At 38.0% G+C, this 23,650-nt stretch carries 24 protein-coding genes; 15 read left to right on the top strand and 9 right to left on the bottom strand.

Annotated features, from left to right (window positions below; genetic code table 11):
* Positions 1-68: 68 nt before the first annotated feature.
* The 8 genes from RE474_RS01640 to RE474_RS01605 form a co-directional block, all read right to left on the bottom strand.
* On the bottom strand, positions 69-590 hold the full coding sequence (locus RE474_RS01640; protein WP_309311253.1) for a nitroreductase family protein: 522 nt from the start codon (positions 588-590) through the stop codon (positions 69-71).
* 83 nt (positions 591-673) lie between these two features.
* Entirely contained in the window at positions 674-1,681 is a 1,008-nt protein-coding gene (gene ilvC / locus RE474_RS01635) for a ketol-acid reductoisomerase (protein WP_309311252.1), read from the bottom strand.
* 58 nt (positions 1,682-1,739) lie between these two features.
* Complete coding sequence (gene ilvN, locus RE474_RS01630) at positions 1,740-2,225, bottom strand: acetolactate synthase small subunit (RefSeq protein ID WP_309311251.1); 486 nt, start codon at positions 2,223-2,225, stop codon at positions 1,740-1,742.
* Complete coding sequence (locus tag RE474_RS01625) at positions 2,222-3,919, bottom strand: acetolactate synthase large subunit (RefSeq protein ID WP_309311250.1); 1,698 nt, start codon at positions 3,917-3,919, stop codon at positions 2,222-2,224. The genes ilvN and RE474_RS01625 overlap by 4 nt, the downstream gene beginning before the upstream one ends.
* 67 nt (positions 3,920-3,986) lie before the next feature.
* Complete coding sequence (locus RE474_RS01620) at positions 3,987-5,462, bottom strand: (R)-citramalate synthase (RefSeq protein WP_438861593.1); 1,476 nt, start codon at positions 5,460-5,462, stop codon at positions 3,987-3,989.
* A 171-nt stretch (positions 5,463-5,633) separates the two neighbouring features.
* Positions 5,634-6,680 carry a M42 family metallopeptidase gene (locus RE474_RS01615; protein WP_309311249.1) on the bottom strand — a complete coding sequence of 349 codons (1,047 nt, stop codon included), beginning with the start codon at positions 6,678-6,680 and terminating at the stop codon, positions 5,634-5,636.
* 113 nt (positions 6,681-6,793) lie between these two features.
* Positions 6,794-7,306, bottom strand: a complete 513-nt coding sequence (locus tag RE474_RS01610; RefSeq protein WP_309311248.1) for a PEF-CTERM sorting domain-containing protein — start codon at positions 7,304-7,306, stop codon at positions 6,794-6,796.
* A 115-nt stretch (positions 7,307-7,421) separates the two neighbouring features.
* Positions 7,422-10,025 (bottom strand): DUF1616 domain-containing protein, encoded by a 2,604-nt coding sequence (locus RE474_RS01605; protein ID WP_498371327.1) that lies wholly within the window; start codon positions 10,023-10,025, stop codon positions 7,422-7,424.
* Between RE474_RS01605 and RE474_RS13855 the strand changes: the two genes are divergently transcribed.
* The 3 genes from RE474_RS13855 (at position 9,967) to RE474_RS01595 (ending at position 11,437) form a co-directional block, all read left to right on the top strand.
* Complete coding sequence (locus RE474_RS13855) at positions 9,967-10,110, top strand: hypothetical protein (RefSeq protein WP_498371328.1); 144 nt, start codon at positions 9,967-9,969, stop codon at positions 10,108-10,110. The two genes, RE474_RS01605 and RE474_RS13855, sit on opposite strands and share 59 nt — an antisense overlap.
* 263 nt (positions 10,111-10,373) lie before the next feature.
* Positions 10,374-11,198, top strand: coding sequence for a M48 family metallopeptidase (locus RE474_RS01600; protein ID WP_309311246.1), 825 nt, complete (start codon positions 10,374-10,376; stop codon positions 11,196-11,198).
* 2 nt (positions 11,199-11,200) lie between these two features.
* Positions 11,201-11,437 (top strand): hypothetical protein, encoded by a 237-nt coding sequence (locus tag RE474_RS01595; RefSeq protein ID WP_309311245.1) that lies wholly within the window; start codon positions 11,201-11,203, stop codon positions 11,435-11,437.
* 20 nt (positions 11,438-11,457) lie between these two features.
* On the opposite strand, the gene artC is transcribed toward RE474_RS01595, so the two are convergent.
* Positions 11,458-12,282: an archaeosortase C gene (gene artC, locus RE474_RS01590; RefSeq protein WP_309311244.1), complete on the bottom strand. Its 825-nt coding sequence runs from the start codon at positions 12,280-12,282 to the stop codon at positions 11,458-11,460.
* 185 nt (positions 12,283-12,467) lie between these two features.
* On the opposite strand from artC, the gene RE474_RS01585 reads away from it, so the two are divergent.
* Genes RE474_RS01585 through RE474_RS01530 form a run of 12 tightly spaced genes read left to right on the top strand, consistent with a single transcriptional unit; the run spans position 12,468 to position 23,602 of the window.
* Positions 12,468-13,259: a hypothetical protein gene (locus RE474_RS01585; protein ID WP_309311243.1), complete on the top strand. Its 792-nt coding sequence runs from the start codon at positions 12,468-12,470 to the stop codon at positions 13,257-13,259.
* Positions 13,260-13,281: 22 nt separating this feature from the next.
* The gene (locus RE474_RS01580) at positions 13,282-14,283 is read left to right on the top strand and encodes a lipid II:glycine glycyltransferase FemX (protein ID WP_309311242.1); all 1,002 of its coding nucleotides are present in this window, start codon (positions 13,282-13,284) and stop codon (positions 14,281-14,283) included.
* Positions 14,284-14,328: 45 nt separating this feature from the next.
* Positions 14,329-15,375, top strand: a complete 1,047-nt coding sequence (locus RE474_RS01575) for a DUF354 domain-containing protein (RefSeq protein ID WP_309311241.1) — start codon at positions 14,329-14,331, stop codon at positions 15,373-15,375.
* A gap of 53 nt (positions 15,376-15,428) precedes the next feature.
* The gene (locus RE474_RS01570; RefSeq protein WP_309311240.1) at positions 15,429-16,616 is read left to right on the top strand and encodes a DegT/DnrJ/EryC1/StrS family aminotransferase; all 1,188 of its coding nucleotides are present in this window, start codon (positions 15,429-15,431) and stop codon (positions 16,614-16,616) included.
* Positions 16,600-17,061, top strand: a complete 462-nt coding sequence (locus RE474_RS01565) for an acyltransferase (protein WP_309311239.1) — start codon at positions 16,600-16,602, stop codon at positions 17,059-17,061. The genes RE474_RS01570 and RE474_RS01565 overlap by 17 nt, the downstream gene beginning before the upstream one ends.
* 18 nt (positions 17,062-17,079) lie before the next feature.
* Positions 17,080-17,556: a GNAT family N-acetyltransferase gene (locus RE474_RS01560; protein WP_309311238.1), complete on the top strand. Its 477-nt coding sequence runs from the start codon at positions 17,080-17,082 to the stop codon at positions 17,554-17,556.
* Positions 17,557-17,564: 8 nt separating this feature from the next.
* Positions 17,565-18,230: a PIG-L deacetylase family protein gene (locus RE474_RS01555; protein WP_309311237.1), complete on the top strand. Its 666-nt coding sequence runs from the start codon at positions 17,565-17,567 to the stop codon at positions 18,228-18,230.
* Complete coding sequence (locus RE474_RS01550; protein WP_309311236.1) at positions 18,227-18,898, top strand: WbqC family protein; 672 nt, start codon at positions 18,227-18,229, stop codon at positions 18,896-18,898. The genes RE474_RS01555 and RE474_RS01550 overlap by 4 nt, the downstream gene beginning before the upstream one ends.
* Before the next feature lie 3 nt (positions 18,899-18,901).
* Positions 18,902-19,786, top strand: coding sequence for a glycosyltransferase family 2 protein (locus RE474_RS01545; RefSeq protein ID WP_309311235.1), 885 nt, complete (start codon positions 18,902-18,904; stop codon positions 19,784-19,786).
* A gap of 16 nt (positions 19,787-19,802) precedes the next feature.
* Positions 19,803-21,365: a hypothetical protein gene (locus tag RE474_RS01540; RefSeq protein WP_309311234.1), complete on the top strand. Its 1,563-nt coding sequence runs from the start codon at positions 19,803-19,805 to the stop codon at positions 21,363-21,365.
* Between the two features lie 5 nt (positions 21,366-21,370).
* Complete coding sequence (locus RE474_RS01535; RefSeq protein ID WP_309311233.1) at positions 21,371-22,456, top strand: glycosyltransferase family 4 protein; 1,086 nt, start codon at positions 21,371-21,373, stop codon at positions 22,454-22,456.
* Entirely contained in the window at positions 22,457-23,602 is a 1,146-nt protein-coding gene (locus RE474_RS01530) for a glycosyltransferase family 4 protein (protein WP_309311232.1), read from the top strand.
* Positions 23,603-23,650: the final 48 nt, after the last annotated feature.

Genomic DNA, 23,650 nt, shown 5'->3' with positions numbered 1-23,650 from the left:
CAATTTATCACAATTCGTCTCTGCCTCCCAATTTTATGTCTGATTTTTGCGATTGTTAATGCATATTATCAAAACTTTTCTCCGTATTCTTCACTGAAAACAATATCTTGAAGTTCTTTGCGGGATGGACTTTTACCGCTGTCAGCAGGTTTGCCAATTGCAAGTACTGCCATTAGCTCCAGAGAATCAGGACAATTGAGAATCAAGTTAACTTTATCTGACTGGTTCAGTATCTCTCCCAGCCATACTGCACCAAGTCCTAGGTCACAGCAGGCAAGCAACATGTTCTGTATAGCTGCACCGATGGCCTGTATATCCTTTGTTTTGTTGTACATAGTTTCAGTGTCAAGGTAAACTGCTATTAGCAGGGGTGCATTCCGGATTATTTTAGAATAATGTGTACAGTCCGCAAGTTTTTCCATGTTTCCCTTGTCCTTGATGACTATGAACTTCCATGGCTGGTTATTCAAGCCGGACGGTGCCCACCTTGCGGATTCAAGTATAGTTATGATATCTTCATCAGATACTGCTTCTTCTGTATATTTTCTGATACTTCTTCTTGAAAGGATTGTGTCAATTACTTCAGGCATATCGATACCTCCGGTTAGAAGGAAATTATTCAAAAGAATATCATGTAGTAAAGAATAAAAAAAGGTTGTGTAGACCAATAGGTCTACTTTTCGTTAAGCTCACTGTTAAGCCATGGCATCTTAGCTCTGATTTCCTTACCAATGACTTCCAGTGGGTGTTCCCTGTCCTGTCTCTCCATTGCGGTAAGGACTGGCCTGTTAGCCTTGCCTTCGAGTACGAATTCACGGGCGAATTCTCCGTTCTGGATCCTGTCAAGAGCTTCGTACATAGCTTCTCTGGAAAGCTCGTTGATGACCTTTGGACCTACGGTCATTCCGCCGTATTCTGCAGTGTTGGATACTGAGTACCACATCTTGTCAAGTCCGCCCTCGTGAATAAGGTCGACGATGAGCTTAAGCTCGTGGCATGTCTCGAAGTATGCCATCTCAGGCTGGTAACCTGCTTCAACAAGTACTTCAAAGGAAGTCTTGATGAGTGAAGCGACACCACCACAGAGGTCTACCTGCTCACCAAAGAGGTCAGTCTCGGTTTCCTCGCGGAATGATGTCTTGTAGACTCCTGCACGGGTACATCCTACACCCTTTGCATGTGCAAGTGCAAGGTCCATTGCTTTTCCTGTTGCATCCTGGTAGACTGCTACAAGACCTGGAACTCCAGCACCATCAACGTATGTTCTTCTGACAAGGTGTCCAGGGCTCTTTGGAGCTACCATGTAGACATCGATGTCCTTCTGTGGGATGATCTGGTTGTAGTGGATGTTGAATCCGTGTGAGAATACGATCGCGTTACCTGCTTCAAGTCCTGGCTCGATCTCATTGTAGTAGACCTGTGCCTGTGTCTCATCAGGGAGGAGGATCTGGATGACATCTGCCATCTTTGCTGCTTCTGCAACGGTCATGACCTTAAGGCCATCTTCCTCTGCCTGTTTCCAGCGTCTGCTGCCTGCTCTAAGACCAACTGTTACATCAAGTCCTGAGTCATGCAGGTTCTGTGCCTGTGCATGTCCCTGGCTTCCGTAACCCATTACTGCGATCTTTTTACCTTTAAGCAAGTTAAGGTCTGCATCGTTATCATAATACATTTGTGCCATTGTATGTACCTCTAAAATTTGTCATTTATAATTAAAACACCTATAAGTGTTTGAATAATTAAGAACTCTTCTGTCCTCTTCTAAGTGCAACCTTTCCGGTTCTCACCATTTCCTTTATTCCGAACGGCCTGAGCAACTGCTCGATCGCAGTGATTTTGCCATCGTCACCAGTTACTTCAATAATCATGGATTTTGAAGCAACATCAATGATACGGGCGCGGAATATATCTGCTATCTGCATGATCTCGGAACGGTTTGTTACATCTGAGTTGACCTTTATCAAAGCCAGTTCTCTTTCAACAGATTCCTCGGATTTAAGGTCTGTGACCCTGATCACATCGATGAGCTTGTTAAGCTGCTTCATAACCTGTTCCAGTACTTCATCATCTCCCATGACTACAATGGTCATGCGGGAAATTGTAGGGTCATCGGTGACTCCTACTGTAAGACTGTCAATGTTATAACCTCTTCTGGAGAACATTCCTGCGACTCTTGAGAGTACTCCGTATTTGTTCTCGACCAGAACTGCAAGTGTATGTCTCATTCTTTCCTCTCCAGGTCAAGTATTTCGTTGATAGCAGCACCTGCCGGTACCATTGGGGATACGTTCTCCTCCTCTTCAACAACAAAGTCAATGACTGTTGGCCTGCCTGATGCAATAGCCTCTTCTATTACAGGGCGTACTTCATCACGCTTGGTGGCTCTGAGTCCCAGTGCACCGTATGCTTCTGCAAGTTTAACAAAGTCAACGCTGTTCTGGATGCAGGTTGCAGAATACCTTCTGTTGTGGAAAAGTTCCTGCCACTGCCTTACCATTCCAAGGTATCCGTTATTGAAAACAGCAACAATGACCGGTACATTCTCCTGAACTGCAGTCGCAAGTTCCTGTGAGTTCATCTGGAATGAACCATCACCTGCAATGTCAAAGACAACCTTGTCAGGTCTTGCTATCTTTGCACCGATAGATGCAGGGAATCCGTAACCCATTGTTCCAAGTCCGCCTGATGTGATAAATGTCCTTGGCTCACTGAATTTGAAGTACTGTGCAGCCCACATCTGGTGCTGTCCGACTTCAGTAACTATAATAGCATCTTTGCAGGCTTCAGTTATCTGCTCTATAATGTACTGAGGTTTGATTCCGTCACCTGTTGCAGGTTCGACATAATGAAGTGGATGGACTTTCTTCCAGTGTGCAATCCTGTCAAGCCATTTTTCAGACTGTGCAGGTTCTGCATATTTCAGAAGTTTCTGGAGAATCCATTTTGCATCTCCTACTATTGGAATGTCTACTTTGACATTCTTTGATATCTCTGCCGGGTCAATGTCTATGTGGATGATCTTTGCGTTGGATGCAAAAGCTTTGAGTTTTCCGGTAACTCTGTCATCGAACCTTGCACCTACTGCAATAAGAAGATCAGATTCCTGTATGGCATAGTTTGCATATTTTGCACCGTGCATTCCTGGCATCCCAAGGAAAAGCTCATGTTCAACAGGGAATCCTCCCATACCTGTAAGGGTTGTAGTCACAGGTGCCTTTATTTTCTCTGCAAGTTCGCGTAGTTCTTTACTTGCATCGGAACTTATGACACCGCCACCAGCATAGATCACAGGATTCTTTGATTCTTTAATTGCAGAAGCAGCTCTTTTCACCTGCTGCAGGTTGCCCTGGTATGTTGGTTTGTAGCCTCTAAGATCAACTTTGTCAGGGTAGTAGAAGTCAATTTCCTGTACTGTAATATCTTTAGGAAGGTCAACGAGTACCGGTCCTGGCCTACCAGTGGATGCTATGTGGAATGCTTCCTTGATGACCTTTGGAAGTTCATTTGCATCCTGTACAAGGTAATTGTGCTTTGTGATTGGCATTGTAATGCCTGTGATATTTGCTTCCTGGAATGCATCGTTACCTAAAAGACTGCTTGGTACCTGTCCGGTGAAAACCACCATTGGTATGGAGTCCATGTATGCGTTTGCAATTCCGGTTACAAGATTTGTTGCACCAGGTCCGGAAGTTGCAATACAGACTCCGGTCTTTCCTGTTGCCCTTGCATACCCTTCTGCTGCGTGGGCAGCAGCCTGTTCGTGGCGGACAAGTATGTGACGGATGTCCGCGTCATAAAGTTCGTCATATATGGGGAGCAGTACACCGCCGGGATATCCGAATATGGTGTCTACGCCTTCTCTGTACAGGCACTCGATGAGGGCTCGGGCACCTGTCATTTTTTCCGTCGATTCAGTCATATGAAACCTCTGAAATGTAAATTATCTGCGTTAATTGCTAGTATCTGCCTTATATGTTTCTGATACATCAGATAAGGCGGTTTATTCCGTTAAGAACAGCTTCCACGGATGCCATTACTATGTCGGTGCGTGATCCTCTGGATGTGACCATCTTTCCATCCTTTGAGAGTTTCACAAGTACTTCTACTAAGGCATCAGTACCACCGCTGATCGCATCGACGTGATATTCTTCAAGCTGAACATCAGCAATGCCGGATATTCCCTTCTTGATGCTTGCAAAAGCAGCATCCACGGGTCCGTCTCCAATACCTGCTTCTACGACCTCTTTCCCTTCTACCTTAAGTTTAACGGATGCAGTAGGTGTAACCCTATTACCTGACACTACTGTATATTCTTCAAGGACTACTTTTGCTTCTCTCTGTATATTGAGGACAGTATCAGTGATTGCCTGCAGGTCTGCATCGGTTACTTTCTTGCCGTGGTCTCCCAGTTCCTTTACACGGTTAAGTATCTCATGCAACTGGGAATCATCAACCTCAAATCCCATTTCTTTTACAGCAAGGGTAACAGAACTCTTACCTGCATGTTTTCCAAGGACGATCTTCCTTTCTCTTCCAAGTACCTCTGGCTTTATTGGCTCATATGTTGCCGTGTCAGCCAGTAATCCATGTACGTGAATACCTGCCTCATGGGTAAATGCATTACCGCCTGTAAGTGCTTTGTTAGGTGCTACAGGTATGCCTGTGAGTCTGCTTACGAGTCTTGAGGTCTTGAAGATCTCTTTTGTGTTAATTCCGGTCTTGTGTTTGTATAACCATTCAATGGTCATCACAACTTCTTCCAGCGCAGTATTTCCGGCTCTTTCACCTATTCCGTTAATGGTCACGTGGGCCTGCTGTGCTCCTCCTCTTAAGGCTGCTATTGTATTGGCAGTTCCAAGACCAAAGTCATTGTGGCAGTGAATACTGACCGGTGCCTTTACTGCTGAGCAGATATCACTGAAAATAAGTTCTGCCTTTTCAGGTACAAGTAATCCTATAGTGTCGCAATAACATAGTCTGTCTGCACCTGCATCAACTCCGTCATTATATAATGACTTGAGGAAGTCAACATCTGCTCTGGAGGCGTCTTCACCGCTGAGTTCTACAATAAGACCATGTTCCTTTGCATATTCTGTGGTCTCAATAGCCATCTTCCTGACAGCTTCCCTGTCCTTCTTGAGCTTCACATTGATGTGTAAGTCAGATACAGGTGCCACAAGGTGAATTGAATCGACATCGCATGCCAGTGCATAATCCACATCTGGTTTCATGATCCTGCAATAGCTGCAGATCTCTGCGTTCAATCCTTCAGCAACAACGGCTCTTATGGATTCTCTTTCACCTTCTGAGGTGATGGCTGAGCCCGCTTCGATGACATTAACGCCAAGCTCATCAAGCTTAGTGGCAATGTCTACCTTATCCTTGCTGGTAAGCGCTACGCCTGGTGTCTGTTCGCCGTCTCTAAGAGTTGTGTCTAAAAACCGGACATTTTCGAATAATATAATCCCTCACGATATTTGTCTGTCACTGGGTAGCAACAGCTTAGAGGGATACACTGAAGTGCTATATATGTATAACGATTAATTTATCATGATTCATCACGAAGATGAGCAGGGGAATACATCCCCTGTAGGTCATATCTCAATTCCTATTTGCTTTAGATATGTCCAGAATTAAAAATAGTCATTTACGCTGAGAGCCGCCTTTGCAATAAGGTCTGAGCAGCTCTGCAGGTCTGCAAGGTCAAGAACTTCCACAGGTGAGTGGATATATCTTGTTGCAACACTGAGCACTGTGGATGGGATTCCCTCTCTTGTAAGGTGGATTGCCGTTGCATCGGTTGTACCGCCATCCCCTACGTCTGTCTGGTATGCAATCTCATTCTTTTCAGCAGTTTCTATGAGCCATTTGATAACTTGTGGTGAAGCGATAATTCCTCTTCCTGCTGCATCAGCTATTGTTATAACACCACCTTTTCCTGTGTCAAGTGAGGATTCATTCTTGCTCATGCCCGGGTGATCTCCTGGAATTGTGGTGTCAATTGCTATTGCAATATCGGGATCAAGTCCGAAAGCTGAAGTACGTGCTCCTTTAAGACCAACCTCTTCCTGTACGGTTCCAACAGCATAGATGGTTGCCTTGATATCAAGCTCTGCTATCTGGCGCATGGCATCAATCATAATTGCACATCCTGCCCTGTTGTCGAATGCTTTACCAGTTATCTTGCCATTTGCAAGTTTCTTTACTTCACGGTCCATGGAAACAGGTGTGCCAACGATTATGCCCATGTTCATGGCATCTTCTTTGTCCTTTGCACCAATGTCAATGAACATATCTTTTGCTTCAGGTGGTTTCTTCCTGTCTTCAGGTTTCATAACATGTGGTGGTTTTGATCCTATAACACCTGGTATGGGGCCTTTTGTGGTATGGACAATAACTCTCTGGCTATGCAGTGTAGGGTCATACCATCCCCCTATCTTTACAAATTTGAGGAAACCATTATCATCGATGTACTTGACCATCAGGCCAATTTCATCCATGTGTGCAGCAAGCATTATTGAAGGTCCTTCACCTTTTCTGACAGCTATGAGATTTCCCATTTTGTCAGTTCTCATCTCGTCGACGTAGGGTTTGAGTTCTTCCTCAAGAATATTTCTTATATTTCCTTCACTACCGGATATTCCATGAGCATTTGATAATTTTGTAATTAGTTCTTCCATGACAATCATCTTCTGATGTTATTCAGGGAAGTATGGGTTTAAAAGAATATAAGTTTTAGAGTTAGAATGAGTAAATAAGATTCAAAAAAGAAAATAGGAGTAAGTTAATTTACTTACTCTTCCTTGCGGCGCTGCATAAAGAATGCAAGACCAAGGATTGCAGCTACTGGGAGTGCGATTGTTGGGAATTCAGGTACTTCAAAGTCTCTTGATGCGGAACCCCAATCTGATGAAGCAGAGCTTGCGTCACCAGCTGATATGACTATCCTCCATTCTCCATTTGGATTTGCATTTTCATCCAGATGAACTGTAAATACCGCATAATCCATATATGGGTCATTTAGCCCTGGCTCCATATTTGGATGGGCAAATGTCACTGTCATATCACTTGCCTGTGCAGCTGCATTTAATGGGTATACTGTTGCATGATATTCTAGGACAAGGTTTGGAGCTGTGAAACTAACTCCATAGTAGCTGTATGTTTGTGTTTCACCGGGCTGAATAATAATATTATTTGGTGCTTCTGCTGAACCGTCCTCTGTATAAATTGCTCCATTGTATGGGTTTGCTGCTGCAGTCCCTATAAACAGAGCAAAAACTGCTAGTATCACTAATAATTTCTTCATTTTAGTACCACCTCTTATATTTCAAAGATTCTTAGTTATAAACTATTCTGCACTATCACTATATATACTTTTGTAATTCTTTACTAAACTCATACTCATCATTATGATGATATATTTATATTGATACATAGAATGTCCATTCTTCCTCTTTTGTATTACCTGCTTGATCGGTTACTGAAAGTTGAACTTCAACTTTTCCATTTTCCAGTCCCTGTGCAACATAATATATAGAGCTATACCCGACATCCGCAACATCCGTTACGTCTACTCCGTTAACCAAGAGTTTGACCTTTGTTTTGTCGATTCCTGCACGGTCATCTGAATATAATGCTTGGATGGATGGACTACCAGTTTCTACTGTTTCGTCATCATCAGGACTGAAGCTTTTTATTGTGGGATCTACTCTGTCTATAATGAAAGTGCCTTCTTCGTAGAGTGTTAGTGAGTCAAGAGTTTTTGCGGTGACTGTTACACGCGCTATCCCATCTCTAATTGTATAATCAAAATCCTCATCATCTGTTGTAGCAATGTATACATATTCATTATCATCTGAGCTTTCTAAATTCACTTCTAGCTTGTAACCATACCTGTCCTTTACAACTACTGTAGGTTCCCCTTTCAGTGCAGTGGAGCATGTAATGGTTATCTTTACCTCATCCGATGTTTTTTCTGGCTCGAAATCAATGTTAAGTTCTTCAAGAGTCTCATCTGTGTACAAGGTACCAAACGTGTAAGCCGTGTTGTTAGAATAATCTTTAGCAATTATCTCAATATCATAGGTATCCTGCACTTCGATTGTATACTTACTTGTCCATGTGATATTATCTGTAGTAGCAAGTCTTACGTTTTCCACTGAACCGAAATTGCGGGGAGTGATAATACATTTTACTGATAGAAGCGGCTTGTTAGCTTCCACTGTGAGGTATGTCACATCACTTGTAGGATTTGGTGTGATGTCCAGTTCGATCGTTGGTGCAGAAGTGTCAATGGTAGTACTAGTATCAGGTGTTGATTTCTCCATTTCTTTATTGAGTGCATTATCAACGGCTATAGACCTGAAGTAATATGTCACTCCTTCCATTCCTTCAAACTCTGCAGAAGTCATTGTGGTTTTTGTTAACCAGTTCTTCCATGTGGTTCCATTTATAGAATATTGTATGTCGTAATAATATATTCCGGATCCGGTGTCAGTTCCATTCCACTCAACAGTAAACTTGGTATCACTTGTTTTCGAAAGTGGTGATACTTTTGATACCGGAAGTTCAAATTCAATTGTATTGTCTGCTCTTACATATGGTGAAAAAGCTGATTCCGGCATGAACGTGACCTCATCTATTATCATTTCAACCGGATACGTTGTCTGAAGGCTTCCTTGAAGAAGGGCAATGGAAAGGGTGTTGTTACCTTCCTTTAGTGTAACCGGCACCTGAATATGTTGCCATCCCTCGTCCCCATTAATGCCGTCGGTCCATATAAGCTCATTATTGAATACTATTCTCTTATATCGGGTCTCCTCCTTATCAGCTTTGCCTTTGGTGTATGTATCTTTAATGTAACATGACAGGATCACATTGGCGGATTCATTGCTGTGGATTAGCTGTTGTAGTGTGGTGGTGAACTGGTCAGCCATGCCCTCATAACTTGCATTGATAATAAATGCCCTTGATGAGTATATGCCAGATCCATTCATATAATATCCTGTTGCCATGATTTCGTTCGTTGTTGTGAACTCCCAGCCATCATCTGTGTCCATAGAAGGATTAATTATTTTAGTAAAGTCGATGACTTCATTTTCTTTAGTCAGGACAGGTTCACTGCTAATCACCTGATTAACCCAAAGGTGAACCGACCTGTAAGAACTTCCTTCAGTATCATCCTTAAACAAGACAAGTTGTAGTTTCTGCCTGCCCTGCTTTAATTCAGTAGGAGCTATAGTAAGTTCTTTCTCCCATTTTTCTTTGTAATCAAGAGTAATTTCCATTGTGTTAAGTGTAGTCCCATCCAGAATAATCTCAAGTGTGTAGTTTTCTTGTGCATACTCAAAGTTTTCGATGCCTGCAATAATATGAATAGGGTCACTTGTTGAGAAGTTCTCTGGATAATTCTCAGCTTTACCGTCAGGGCCAAGTATGTAAAGTGTAGTGAAAGCCTCTTTTTCTCTGGTGGCTTTTGCATAGGCAAACATTGAGCCTGCAACGATGATTGAAAGCACCATTGCTATTATGAGGGTCTTTGTGATTTTAGGATGTAATTTTTCACTGATTTGCAACGCAGGTTTTTTCATGTTCTTTGCTGGTTTTTGCATAGAGGAAATCTTTTTCCTGTTTTTGGCAGCAAACTTTTTGTCTTCCATGTTCTCGTCGTAGCAAATCTCCTCCTCTTCCTCATCAATGTTGCATGTTTCCGGTGCTGTTAGGGAATGGATAAAATCTCTATATGAAAAATAAAACTGCTCTTCTAGTGGAAGGCGTTTCCTCGCCAGATGAGCTACGGCTCCAAATATGAATGTGAGCAACACAAGTGAAATGGTAAGTGAATTTGGCCTGAATTTCCACACAGTAAGGCTGATGAGAAATCCATCAAAAACCATAATAATAATACTAAAACCAATGCTTAGTGTGAATCTTTCCATTCCTGAGATTTCCCGGTTTCCCGGAAACATGGCGGAAATAAATGCATACCCTGGTACAAAAAAGATCAAGATTAATGCAAAAGGTATCCTTAATGGGGTTTCACTGAAAGGCGGAATCAGGATAAACACGAGTGATAGCAATGATATCAAGTATATTATTTTCAGATCCTGAGTATATCTGCATTTATTTTTGCCAAACATTTATTCACTTGATCCTTGAAAGTTATCTTGGTTATGAAATATGAATGAAATATTTAATAGATTGAATGTAATTATTTGCTAAAATATATAAGTATAGGGTGCCATTGTATATCATCTTTAAAAAAACTTTAATTATATGTGAGAGGGATGTTCATCAAGAAAAATATCTGGATATATCTTCTGTTTATTATAATCACTCTGCCTGCGGTATCAATCGCTTTTTACTTGGGAGGTTTGGTTTTAGGAATCGTGAGTTTTGTTATAATTCTGGTAATGAGCAGATTGGTCTATCTTTCATCCCCACGTCTAATTCTGAAATGGTATGGGTGCATGGATATACCATCAGGCGAATTTACAAAAATATACAAGATTCTTGATCACCTTGCAGGTACCTTTTCTGTGGAAAGGCCTGAAATTCACTTATTTGAATCATCAGTTCCGGTGATTTTTACAGTGGGTTCTAAAAAGAGATCTCATATTGTTTTTTCCAGAAGAGTGATGAATCTTCTGGGGGATGATGAGCTGGAAATAATCTTCGCCAGAGAACTGGCTCGCATAAAAGAGGGTAATGTAGCTCAGAATACGTTTGTGGCAATGGTTGCAGGTATCATTGCCTCATTATCGACCATTGCTTTATGGGTAGCTATGCTCACTGGTTTTGGCCAGGAGGATGATCTTATTCCAAAATTCATACGGTTTGTTGTTATGGGTATTGTTATGCTACCATGTTCCCTTATTGTTTATGTCGGTGCTTCAGATTTAACATCAAAAGCTGATGTTGAAGTTGTAAAGGTAATGAAGAATAAAGCTGTGTTATCTTCTGCACTAAAGAGATTGCATAATGATATACTTCTTAATTCCATAGAGTATTTTAACCCTGGGCATGTTCATTTGTATGTCATAAATCCTGTTAAGGTCAAGTCTTTTTTCGATATTCATCTCTCTTTCTTTGATATGAAGCCAGATCTTGCAGCACGTTTGAAGGCCATTGCCGAAGTAGATGCTGACATACGTCAGGAAAAACTAATTAGAAAAAGATTGGATGGAGTTGAGGTTTAAACATGTTTTCAGAGATCAATTATTTTTATACAAGCCTTAAAGACTGGCAAAAAGCAATGATGTTCAGTTTTGTATCTTATTTGATAATTCTATTCGGTCTGATAGTAGTTATTACTTTTATGCTTAAGGATTTCCAATTCCTGCTTGTATTTGGACTTAGCTTCGTTTATGTGGGGACAGTCATAGTTCTTATGGTTATATCCATAAAGATATTCAAAAAGAAATTAATAGGACGCTAAATTGTGTTCAATTATTTCTGTTATTTTCTATTAATTATATACATGATGGCGCCGGCAGTGGCAGCAAATATCATCCAGCCTACATGTGTGTGGACTATCATCATAATGTCCATTCCATATAAGTATGCAGTGATGTAGAGTATGATGACCCTGATGAGATTAGCAAAATATGCGATAAGAACCGCAAAGACCAACAAACCAAATGTCCTTTTTATATCCATTTTCTCCATTCTTGAGTAGCCGGCTACAATGCCGATAAGCAGGAACATTGAGTATAGGCCAGAACAGGGTCCGCCGATTGTGATAGTCATGGTTTCGGCTCCGTAAAGTATAACTGTTTCAGTGGCTATTATCTCAACAGGTATTCCAAATAATTTTATAATTGCCACAGTTGGCATAAGGACAAGATAATGGTCAAAGAGATGCAGAAAATCAATATTGAAATATCCGAAGAATGAATAGAATATCAAGTATAGTCCGGTGAATACAGAGGATATATATAATCCGAATTCTCCAAGTTGTTTAATATCCTTCTTCCCAGTGCCAATTGCAATCAATGATATTCCAAGGAAAAAGACCATTGAATCTAGTGTTCCCAGTTCACTGCTGTTCACATAATTATATATGAGATCTGCAGCTAGTATGAAACCACCTATAAGCATGAAGTTTCTTGAACTCTGTAATCCTTCATCTCCTCTTAATTTCATTCTTGTGATAAGGATTGCAGCTATTATGAAAAGTACTACGCCAATTGCGGTAGAACCTTCACTGAGTTCTATTGTTGCCCCCGTGAAAAGTGCGAGTACTAACAGAATAATGATTATGTTTTTGTTTTCATCATGCATTTTTATCTTATGTGATGTTCTGTGGAATGCTATAAATATTTATTTGAGCAACCCTGGCATCTAAACTAAGTACTTTTATATAATATTGTTATACTTATTTTTTATTTGCTATGTATGTAAAGGTAAGGTTTTTCTTACTTGAGAAACTTAATAGCATAAGTTTGTGTTCATTGGGGGTAATAACGTTGAGAGATTTTACATTATCCATTTACAAAGAGTTATTGGAAGCTATATGTGCCAGTGCATATAGCACAACAAATGTGCGAAATTATCTACAGCAAGCTCCTGAAGGTAAGTGCATAATACTGCGTCATGATGTAGATCGTTCAGTAGAAAGGAACCTTAAAATGGCACGTCTCGAGCATGAGTTTGGTATAAGTTCCACGTACTATTTCAGGCATGTGAAGGATGTTTTCATCCCTGATGCAATAAAGGAGGTCGCTGAACTTGGTCATGAGGTTGGCTTCCATTATGAGGTCATGGATAAAGCGAAAGGAAACAAAGAGAAAGCCTTGGAAATCTTCAAAAATGAACTTGGAGACCTGCGTAGATATGCCGATGTGAGCACAGCCTGCATGCATGGTAATCCTTTGGTTTCATGGTCTAACAGGGACCTTTGGGCAGACTATGATTTCAGGGAATTTGGTATAATAGGTGAACCGTATTTCTCTCTAGACTACTCACAGGTACTCTACTTGACGGACACGGGCAGGACATGGGCTGACAGGAACATTCGTGTAAAGGACGTGCTTGATTCTCCCCAGGACAGTATGAACACTCGGCTCACTCAAGATGTGAGGTCTACGGATGATGTCATCTGTCTTATCAGAGGTGAAGAGTTCAGGCAGATTTGCATACTCGCCCACCCGAACAGGTGGTGCGACGGTATGTATGGGTGGACAAAGGAGCTGGTCATGCAGAATGTGAAGAATATAGGGAAAGCCGGTATTATCTGGTACAGGAAGACGGTTGGTTGAGACAAGATAACGGAGTCTTTCTATGATTGAAATAACGGATTCTTTTGAAAAAGGTGAGTGGGATGCATTCGTTCTTTCCCATCCAAAGGGAAATATTTTCCAGAGCACGATGATTGCTGATGTGTTCAACCGGACAAAGAACTATGAGTCGATATCTCTAATGGCAATTGATGAAGACGATGGTGAGGTTCTAGCTGTCCTACAGAGTGCTATAATCAGTGAGATGCAGGGTTTGCTGTCAAAGTTCTCATCCCGCTCAGTAATACAAGGAGGCCCTCTTTTCAAGGATTCTCAAAAGGGCTTGGAGGCTGTTGTTTCTCTCTTAAAACACTATAATACGCTTGTTGGTGGCAGCATTGTTTACACGCAGATTCGTAACATGTGGGATACGAGTGATTCAAGGCAAAGACTTGACTCTCTGGGTTTTGAGTACGATCAGCATCTGGACTTTCTGATAGATCTTGACCGGAAGGAAGATGAGATATGGAGTGGCATCCACAAGTCCCGCAGGAAAGGTATAAACCGTGCTGAAAAAAATGGGATAGTTGTCCGGAAAGTGGAAAACTCAGATGAAGTCTGTGCCTGCTATGAACTGGTACTTGAAACCTATAGGCGCTTCAAGATCCCAATAGCCGATATCTCTCTTTTTGAGACTGCTTATGATTCCCTTGTTTCCAAGGGGCATGCAGACTTCTTCATTGCCTTGAAGGACAATAAAGCCATAGGCACGAGAATAACATTGAACTATAAAGATATAGTTTATGACTGGTATGCAGGGTCTAAGCAAGGGGTTGATTATGTTGATGAGGCACTTGTATGGCAGATTCTGAAAGAGAATGCTGGAAAGTACAAGGTATTTGATTTTGGAGGTGCAGGTCATCCAGATAAGCCTTATGGTGTCAGGGAGTTTAAAAGAAGGTTTGGTGGGGAAATGGTGAACTTTGGGAGATATGAGAAGGTTCATTCAGCGACCAGAAAAAAAGTTGCAATGGTTGGTTTAAAATGTATTAAGTCCCTATCTTGATATGTTTGCTGCAAAAAATAGCTTGGAAGTGATTCACTGCGTATAATGTTGGACATAGGACATCCCAAAGATATAAATGTTTTTAAAGAAATTATTCCCTTATTGCAAAAAAAGGGACACATTATCAAGATATATGCCCGGGTCAAGGAGAATACAAAAAAACTACTTGATGATTATGGATTTGATTATGAGTTAGGATACTATTATCATACCATGAGTGGTAAAGTATTTGGTGTTTTAAGTAATGATCTACAATTGTACCGGATATCCCGGAATTTCAGACCAGACATATTCGTAAGTCCGGGTTCACCATATGCCGCCCATGTCAGCAAGATTTTAGGGAAACCGCACATTGCTTTTCCAGATACAGAGATTGCAGGTCTTGTCGCAAAAATTGCTATTCCTTTTACTGATAAGATTTATACGTCAAACTCATTTTATCTGGATTTTGGGCAGAAACACGAAAGGTTTAACGGTTATCTTGAATTGACATATCTTCATCCTAATTGTTTTAATCCTAACAAGCAGGTTCTCACCAAGTATGGTTTGAGTGGAGACTACATAGTCGTTAGGCTGTCAGCTCTGGCTTCACATCATGATCTCAATGCTAAGGGCTTTAGTTTTTCTACTGAGGACGAACTCATTGATTTTATAAATACAATTAAACAATATGGCAGAGTATTGATTTTCGCTGAAAATGCCCATTGGGATACTATCAAAAGCCATCAGGTTGATATTGCTCCTAAAGATTTCCATGATGTACTTTTTTTTGCCAAGATGTATATTGGTGAGGGAGCTACTATGGCATCAGAAGCTGCTATACTTGGTGTTCCTTCCATCTATGTGTCAAATACTGAAAGAGGATACTTAAATGAACTCGAAAGAAAATATGGCTTGGCAATAAATCTGAAAGATAGGAACATGGCTCTTGAAAAGGCTGTTGAATTACTAGAATCCGAGCATACATCTTCACTATGGAAGTCAAAAAGGGAAATTATGTTAAAAGAGAAAGTTGATGTGAATCAATTCATGGTCGATGTGATTGAAAGGAATGAAATCATAGATGAATGGACAGATAACAAATTAGTGTGAAACAAGATATTTTATCAATAAATACTGTTTATTATTGTTTGTAGGCTGGCTTTATGGGAATAAAATTAAATCCGGGATTAATCCCCCGGTTTAACATCGACTATGGTCTGAAGGACCTTTTTTATGCCTTATTAAATCTTTGGAAAACTCCAGACGTATCTCTCATTAAAGGTATTTTCGAAGATTCTGACATATATTGGACCAATAGTGGAAGAACTTCTCTGTACACTATACTAAAAGCTCTTGACCTGCCTGAGAAAGCCAGAATCGGCATTTCACTATATACTTGTCCCAGTGATTTTGATGCGATTATTCAGGCGGGACATGTGCCTGTTTTCCTTGACATTGATTTGGAAAACCTGACCGTAAGTACTGTCGATCTCGCACAAAAAATAGATGTTCTTGATGCTGTGGTAGTTGTTCATATATTTGGAAGACCGGCTGAAATGGATGAAATCCTGCAAATTTGTGGAGATAAACCGATAATAGAGGACTGTGCTCATTCGCTGCTAAGCACGTATAAAGGAAATCTAACGGGTACCATGGGTATTGCTGGATTTTTCAGTTTCCGGAGTGGAAAATATATTTCTGCAGGTGAAGGTGGTTTGATTGTAACAAAAGAAAAAGAACTTGCTGAAAAGATTAAATCTGAAGTTGAATCTTATGATACATCAAGTTCCTTGGATGAAATTTTGCATACATTTATTTCATTCATCCGCTCATTTTTGTATCACAGACCCTGGTTTGGATTGTTTTCCTTTCCCTTTGGTTCGTTGATTGAAAAAAAAGTGGATGTTATGAACAAGTATTCTTTTAAGAAAAGAAGGATTAGAAACAGTAACTTGCATGTTATTCTAAAAAAAATGCGTGGTTTTAGAAAAGTAGTGGACGCAACCAGGGTCAATTCATATTACCTGATGGATAGAATGGCTTCTTTGGAGTTAAAACTTCCTTGTGAAAAACCGGATTCATGGTGTAATTATTTTCTTTTTCCTATTTTATTTAAAGATACTTGCACCAGAGATAAAACTGCCATCCTTTTGTTCGAAAACGGTATAGATAACGCAAAAATGTTTACCAAAACTCCGGAAATTGCAAAAAGAGAATATGGTTATCAAGGAGATTGTGCAAATACTGAATTTGTATCTGAAAGAATTTTAGTTGTTCCTCACTATCATACTTTGAAAGAAACGGAATTAGATAAAATTGTTAAGGTAATAGAAAATGCAGGCAATAAATAAACCATTAAAGAAAATACTTAAGTATTTGGGTTCAATCTCTCCCGCTAATAAGGTTCGAATATACCTTCTCAATTTAGCTGGTTATTGCATTGGAAATCAAGTATATATTGGCGAAGGTTTTCTTGTTATCGACAAACTGCAAGACCGGAAGAATGTGATTATAGGTGACCGCGTTTCCATTGCTCCTCGAGTGATCTGTATCACTGCATCTGACCCCAATAATTCGAAAATTGCTCCTTATGTAACATGCAAACACGGCACAGTAACTATAGAGGATGATGCATGGATAGGTGCGGGGTCAATAATTATGCCGGACGTTTCTGTGGGTGCAGGGGCTGTTGTGGGTGCAGGTTCTGTGGTAACTAAAAATGTAGAATCATATACTGTTGTTGCTGGCGTGCCTGCAAGAAAAATAAAGAAAATTGATTTAATAAATCTCAAATAAAATATCTATCGTGATGGTATGGAAATATATTCTGAACAATCTACAAATAATAAATCTGCTGATGATATGTTATGTATTGAAACATTATCCCCAAATACGATTGTAAATTATATGGAAAATATTTGTTTAATAGATTCAAGTTCAGATTTTGAGTTAGAAGAATGGAATATTTATAATTTTTTGCATGATTTACCTGAAAAATGGAAATTATCGAAGTTTGCTTTTTACAAAAAGCAATTAATTGGATACGTTATTTGTTCAAAAAAGAACGAAAATAATGTTCATATTCATCGATTCATAGTATTAAAAAATAATCAAAACCTAGGAATAGGGTCAAAGCTATTGATGCATATAATCAAAACAGTTCCAGATGGTACTTGTATTACGCTAAAAGTCAAAAAGAAAAATTTAAAGGCTATAACTTTCTATGAAAAAAAGGGTTTTGTGAAGTTCGCTGAAGAAGATGTTAATTATTTATATAAAAAAATAGTATAGGTGTTACTATGGTCCGAAAAATACTTGCAATGGGTGCACATCCGGATGATATGGAACTGGAAGCTGGTGGTACATTGGCGAAGTTTTCAGAGAATGGTGATGAGGTATATATGCTAATTTTGACATCAGGTGGGTATACTGATTCAGCTGGTAGTATGCACAAAGATTCAACTCTTCATGATGAAGCTGAACTCGCATCTAAAATACTTGGTGTAAAAGAATTGATAATTTTGGATTATAAAACCACAAGGCTTAGTGTAAATTCCGGTGTTGTTTCGGAAGTAGATGATCTTATTGATAGGATAAAACCAGATATTTTAATCTCGCATCATCCATTCGATTCTCATCAAGATCACAAAACTGCTGCTGAAGTGATGGCTGCCGCAGCGAGGCAAGGAAGAGTAAAAAATGTATTAAGTGGCTCTCCATTGCCTTATCGGCCAAATATATTTGCGTTTAAACCACAGTTTTTTGTCGATATAACTTCTACAATAGATAAAAAGGCAGATTGTATACGGGCATATAACAGTCAATATACAAAATTCGGTGGAGAAAAGTTGATTGAAAGAGTTAAAGCAATGGCTAAATTTTATGGGTGGGCGATGGGCTACGAGTATGCAGAGTGCTTTGAAGTAATACGAATTGATGATTCTTTGATGGGGTTTTTTAAGTGAAAGTTGCTATTCACCAGCCAAACAATTTACCATACTTAGGCTTTTTTCACAAGATGCTTCATTCGGATATTTTTGTAATTCATGATGATGCTCAATTTAATGATGGTGATTTTCAACATCGAAATCGTATAAGAACTTTTGATGGCTGGACTTGGTTAACTGTGCCTGTGAATCAAAGTGAAATTCCTATTAATGAAATACTAATTAAAAATCATATAAATATCGGCAAACGTTCTTGGAATAAAGCTCATTTTGAAACAATTGCAGGTTGGTACAAAAAATCTCCTTATTTTAGTTCATATGAAGATGAGCTTCGAAGAATATATGATGGAAAATATGATAAGCTTATCGATTTCAATATGGTTTTAATTAACTTTTTGATTAAGGCTTTTGATATTGATATCAAAATAGATTATTCAACAAACTATGAGTTGAATTCAAAAAGAACTCAGAGGATTGTTGATACTGTTAGAGCAGTAGGTGGTAACGTTTATTTTTCAGGCCCTATGGGAAAAGACTATATGGATATGAGTCTTTTTACAGATGTCAGCGTTGAGTTTCAACAATTTGAGCATCCTGTTTACAAACAGTGCTACGATGGGTTTGAAGCAAATATGTCTGCAATAGATGCTCTGTTTAATTTGGGTGAATTACCATTTAAGGAGTGAAAAATGGATTCCAATTATGTGCTTATAACTCCCATCAAGAATGAAGAGGCGAACATTGGTAAATTGATAGACTCTGTCGTATCGCAAAGCTTAAAGCCTATTCTTTGGGTAATCATTGATGACCACAGTACGGATTCTTCATCACTATTCATTAAAAAAGCAGAAACTCAATATAAATGGATAAAAAGTTTAACGCCTGAAGCCAAAAAAAATAATCGTGACCTTGGTTTTCATTTACCCAAAATAATGCAAATAGGTTTTGATTTTGCCTATCAATTTTGCAAATCCAATGGAACTAATTTTGAATATGTAGGAAATATTGACGGTGATATTTACCTTGATCCAAGATATTTTGAATCAATGATTGAAGAATTTGTTCAAAATCCCAAAGTAGGCGTGGCTTCTGGTTATCCCTATATAGTGAAGGATTGTCAATTTGTGCCTGCTACAACTTCTGATCTTCCTTCTGGAGGTGTCCTCCTATTGAGGAAAGATTGTTTTGATTTGATTGGTGGCATTCCCCAGTCATATTCCTATGATAGTGTTATTAATGTAAGGGCAAGATTAGCAGGCTATGAAGTTAAACGGTTTCCAACTGCCAAGCATTTTTCAACAAGATATGCACAGGGTGCAGATGGCAATTGGAAGCGATATGTTACATTAGGTAAAAGTCATTATTATATAGGTTATGCATTCCCACTAGTTTTTTTAAGATCTATTAGGTATTCTTTTTCAAAAATTCCACTATCGGGAATGGCTTACTTTTTAGGATATTTTAGTAGCCAAGTAAATCGTCAAGAAAAGATTCCAGATTTAGAAGTTAGAAACTACTTTAGGCATCAAAAATATAAAGAAATCTTCTCAAGACATCTATCTAAAAAAAACTAAACTGTTGTTTGATACAATGATTCAAAAAATCTCTACATTGAACTCGAAAAACAAGTTGATTTTAATTGCATTAGCATTTATTTTAAATCTTGTCTTGAGACTTCCTTCTGTGCCCCATGAAATAGGCAATGATTCGTATCAAATTCATGTACTAGCTAATTCTATTACACAATTTGGTTTTGCTAAGTGGTGGATTAACATATATTCTGTTTTTGGCTTGTACACCTTTTCTTATGCAAGTTCTGTTCCATTTCTTCTTTCAGGTATACAGCAACTTGGAAACTTCGAAATGGAATCAGTGGTTTGGGTAATGGGTACTTCTCTTGGTTTATTCAGTATGTTTTCAGCATATCTTATGGCAACTAGTCTGTCTGACAAGTTTTTTTTTAGGTTCGCTTTTTCTCTTTTTTATTCTATAAGCCAGGGTATTTTACAATTTACGGTATGGGATGCAAGTACAAGAGGACTATTCCTTGTAATGTTTCCTCTCTTTTTTTATTTTCTGGCAAAAGAAAACATGTCACTACCTAAAAAAATAGTTCTTATATGTCTATTGTTTTTGTTCTTACGGGCAACTCATAACTTTGCTTATTTTGGAGTGATTGTTTTTGTATCCTATGTTTTTACACAACTCTTGTTATCTATTGGTTATGTTGCATCAAAGATTAAACAGCACTCAGTTCTTGCAAATTCCTTATATTTGGCAAGTCTCATTTTTTTAATTACATTTGCATTCTTAACAAAATTTATGATGGTTGGTTCTCGCTATGGTTCATTTCTGGTGTTAATAGTGGCTACAGCTAGATATGTAGGTCCAATTCTGATTTTTGCTATAGGAGGAGCAGCATATGCGATTTTTAAAGATAGTAAAAGTTCTAATGAATGGTTTATGCTTGTTACAGTTTTAATGTTCTCTTTGATCTTTTTTTCAGCTGATTATGGTAAATTTATATTATTACCTTTAACCATTTATTTTGTAGCAATTGGTTTTAAAAACATGCTTTTTTCTGGCAGTAAATCAAAAATCATACATATTTTCATCATTTTAATTATATTATCCTCTTCCATATTTTCTGGCTTTTATAATCATTACCGTACTGGTGATTCCCAAGGTTACTGGTATATGAAAGAGCAAACTAACGTTGCAGGTCTATGGGCAAGAGATTCTATGGAGCTAAGTTCCCATATTCTGACAACTGGGGGTGATGTTTGGCGATTAATTGCTATATCAAACGGACATGCAATATTTCCATCAATACCGCCAGTTGCTTTGACTTATGACTTCATCAGTGAAGACGAAGCAATCAACTCAACGATTGCTTCCGATATATTTAGTCTGAGTTATTTTTTTGACGGTCCATATGTACAAAAAAGTGGTACCTATTTTTGGGGAAAATATGACTGGATATCTAATTTTCCGGTTGATGATAATAGATACAAAACTTTTATTGAACTTTATGATATCAAATATTTAGTTTTCGATACTTACTCTTATAGGTCTATAATGAGTAATATCGATTCTAAAAAAAGCAAGGTATATGATAATAGGCGTATAGTTATTTATATTGCGGAAGCATGAATATTATGAAAATCACATTAGTGCATGACAATTTTGATAATGAACAGCATGGAATATTCAATCACACTTCCAATTTATATTCAAGGCTTTCAACGAATCCATATGTAGATTCTGTTTATGAACTAACTCCTATAAAAAATAAAAAAATTTATGGGCTTTTACCTATTTCTTTATTTCAACTATATCATTTGGTTGCTGCTATAAAAAAGCAAAATCCAGATATAGTTCACATACATGGTACACATTTACCATATGCTTTGCTTCCTTTAGTACTTAAAAACAAATTTATAACTATAGTCACGTTACACGGCATAGTAGCCTTAGATTCAAAAGAATCTATTAGAAATCGATTATTATGTAAACATTTAATTTTTAAGTACTTCGAAAAAATTTCTGTGAGAAATGCTTCTTTTTTAATTGCTGTCTCTCCTGCTGTTAAAAAGATGATTCAAGATATGTATTATCCCTCTTGTAATATTGAGGTAATTCCGAATGGAGTAAATCTAAGTGACTTCAAATTAAATTATAACAACATTAAATTAAAACATCCATGTATATTTTTTATTGGAAGATTGGTAAAAACTAAGAATATTGGTATACTTATAAAAGCATTTAGCTTAGTTAAAAGCAAGTTTCCGAATACTCATCTTTATATTGCTGGCACAGGTCCACAAATCTCCAATCTTAAGAAAATGGTTTCAAAATATGACCTTACAGATGATGTTACTTTTTTGGGATATATTTTTGGTGATATGAAAATAAGTTACTACAAGTCTGTTGATATTTGTGTCGTACCTTCAAAATTTGAATCATTTTCAATAGTCACGTTGGAAGCAATGGCATCATCAAAAGCTGTGGTTGCTTCGAATGTAGGTGGTATTCCATATTTGGTTGAAGATGGTTTAAATGGTTTTTTGTTTTCCCCTTCTGATCATGTAGATCTATGTGAAAAAATATCATTCTTACTCGAAAATAATAATTTGCGAAAAGAGATGGGCAAAGCGGGTTGTAAAAAGGCAACTTCTTTTGAATGGGATTTAATCGTTGCTAAAACCGTGGATTGCTATAAATCATTGCTAGGATGTGAATAATTGGTTAATGTTATTTATTACTATCCTAAAAGAACAGGTGCACCATCAAAAGTAGCTTTATCTTTATTCAATGCTTATTTGGATATAAACAAAAAAATACATTTCTATATTTTCCAACAAACTTTTAATGATGACTTGGTTGATTGTACTAACACAAAAAATATTGAAAGAATATCTCTTAAAAAATTGTTATTCGAAGATGGTAATTATTTGGTGCACTTTACGCTAAGTCCTAGTATTTTCCCTAATAAAAAGTTTATACTTTATATTATTTCATTGTTAAAAAAAAATAAAATAATTATTAATTATCATGGGGAACCACGGACTGAGTTTTTGATTAAAGTAAAAAATAGGGATTTGAATTTTTGTCCTTACATTCTCAATTATATTTTCCTGCCATTTATATTGAAAAAAGCTGATAAACTTATTGTTAATTCCTACAATATGAAAAGTTTGTTTGAACAAAAATATGACTTAAATAATGTACTTGTTATTCGGAATGGAATTGCATCATTTTGGTTAGATCCACTTGACAATAAAAATGTAGATAATATTAACGAATTAGATAATATGTTGTCTCAAACTAATCTGACAATTCTTTATCATGGTAGGCTTGCTCCAGAAAAAGGAATTGAGGTTTTACTTCAGGGATTCGCTTTATTTGTGAAACAGTGTAGTGCTCGCAACGAGAAGTGTCCTATTAATCTAATTTTAGTTGGTGAAGGTCCTCTTAAGGATAAAATGTATTCATTTTGTGTGGATAATATGATCTCTCAATATGTTATTTTTATGGGATTCATTTCTGATATCTCACTAAAATACATGTTAGAAAAAGTTGATGCTACAATCTATCCTTCAATTTATGAGCCATTTTCTCTTGCTGTTCTTGAAGCATTATCTACTACAAATGGTCCTGTAATTTATGCTGAAAATATTGGAATAAACGATTTTGCAAAAAAATATAATTACGAACTTCATACCTTTAAACCTACTCCTGAGATAATAGCCAATGAGTTTTCTTGGATCTTAGAAAACCAAAACAATCCAGAAGTTATAAAGTTAATCAAAGCTCAAAAAGAATTTTCGACAATATTTAGTTGGAACAGTGTTGCGAAGGAGTATTTGGAATTATATAATGCTGTCTAATTAAGCTGATGTTGAATATTTATTTCCCGTTTCAATTTTCACCTGATA

It is taken from the genome of Methanolobus sediminis (assembly GCF_031312595.1).
GTDB classification, from domain to species: domain Archaea; phylum Halobacteriota; class Methanosarcinia; order Methanosarcinales; family Methanosarcinaceae; genus Methanolobus; species Methanolobus sediminis.
Note: the sequence above shows the minus strand (reverse complement) of the source record. Positions and strands in the feature narration are given on the sequence as shown.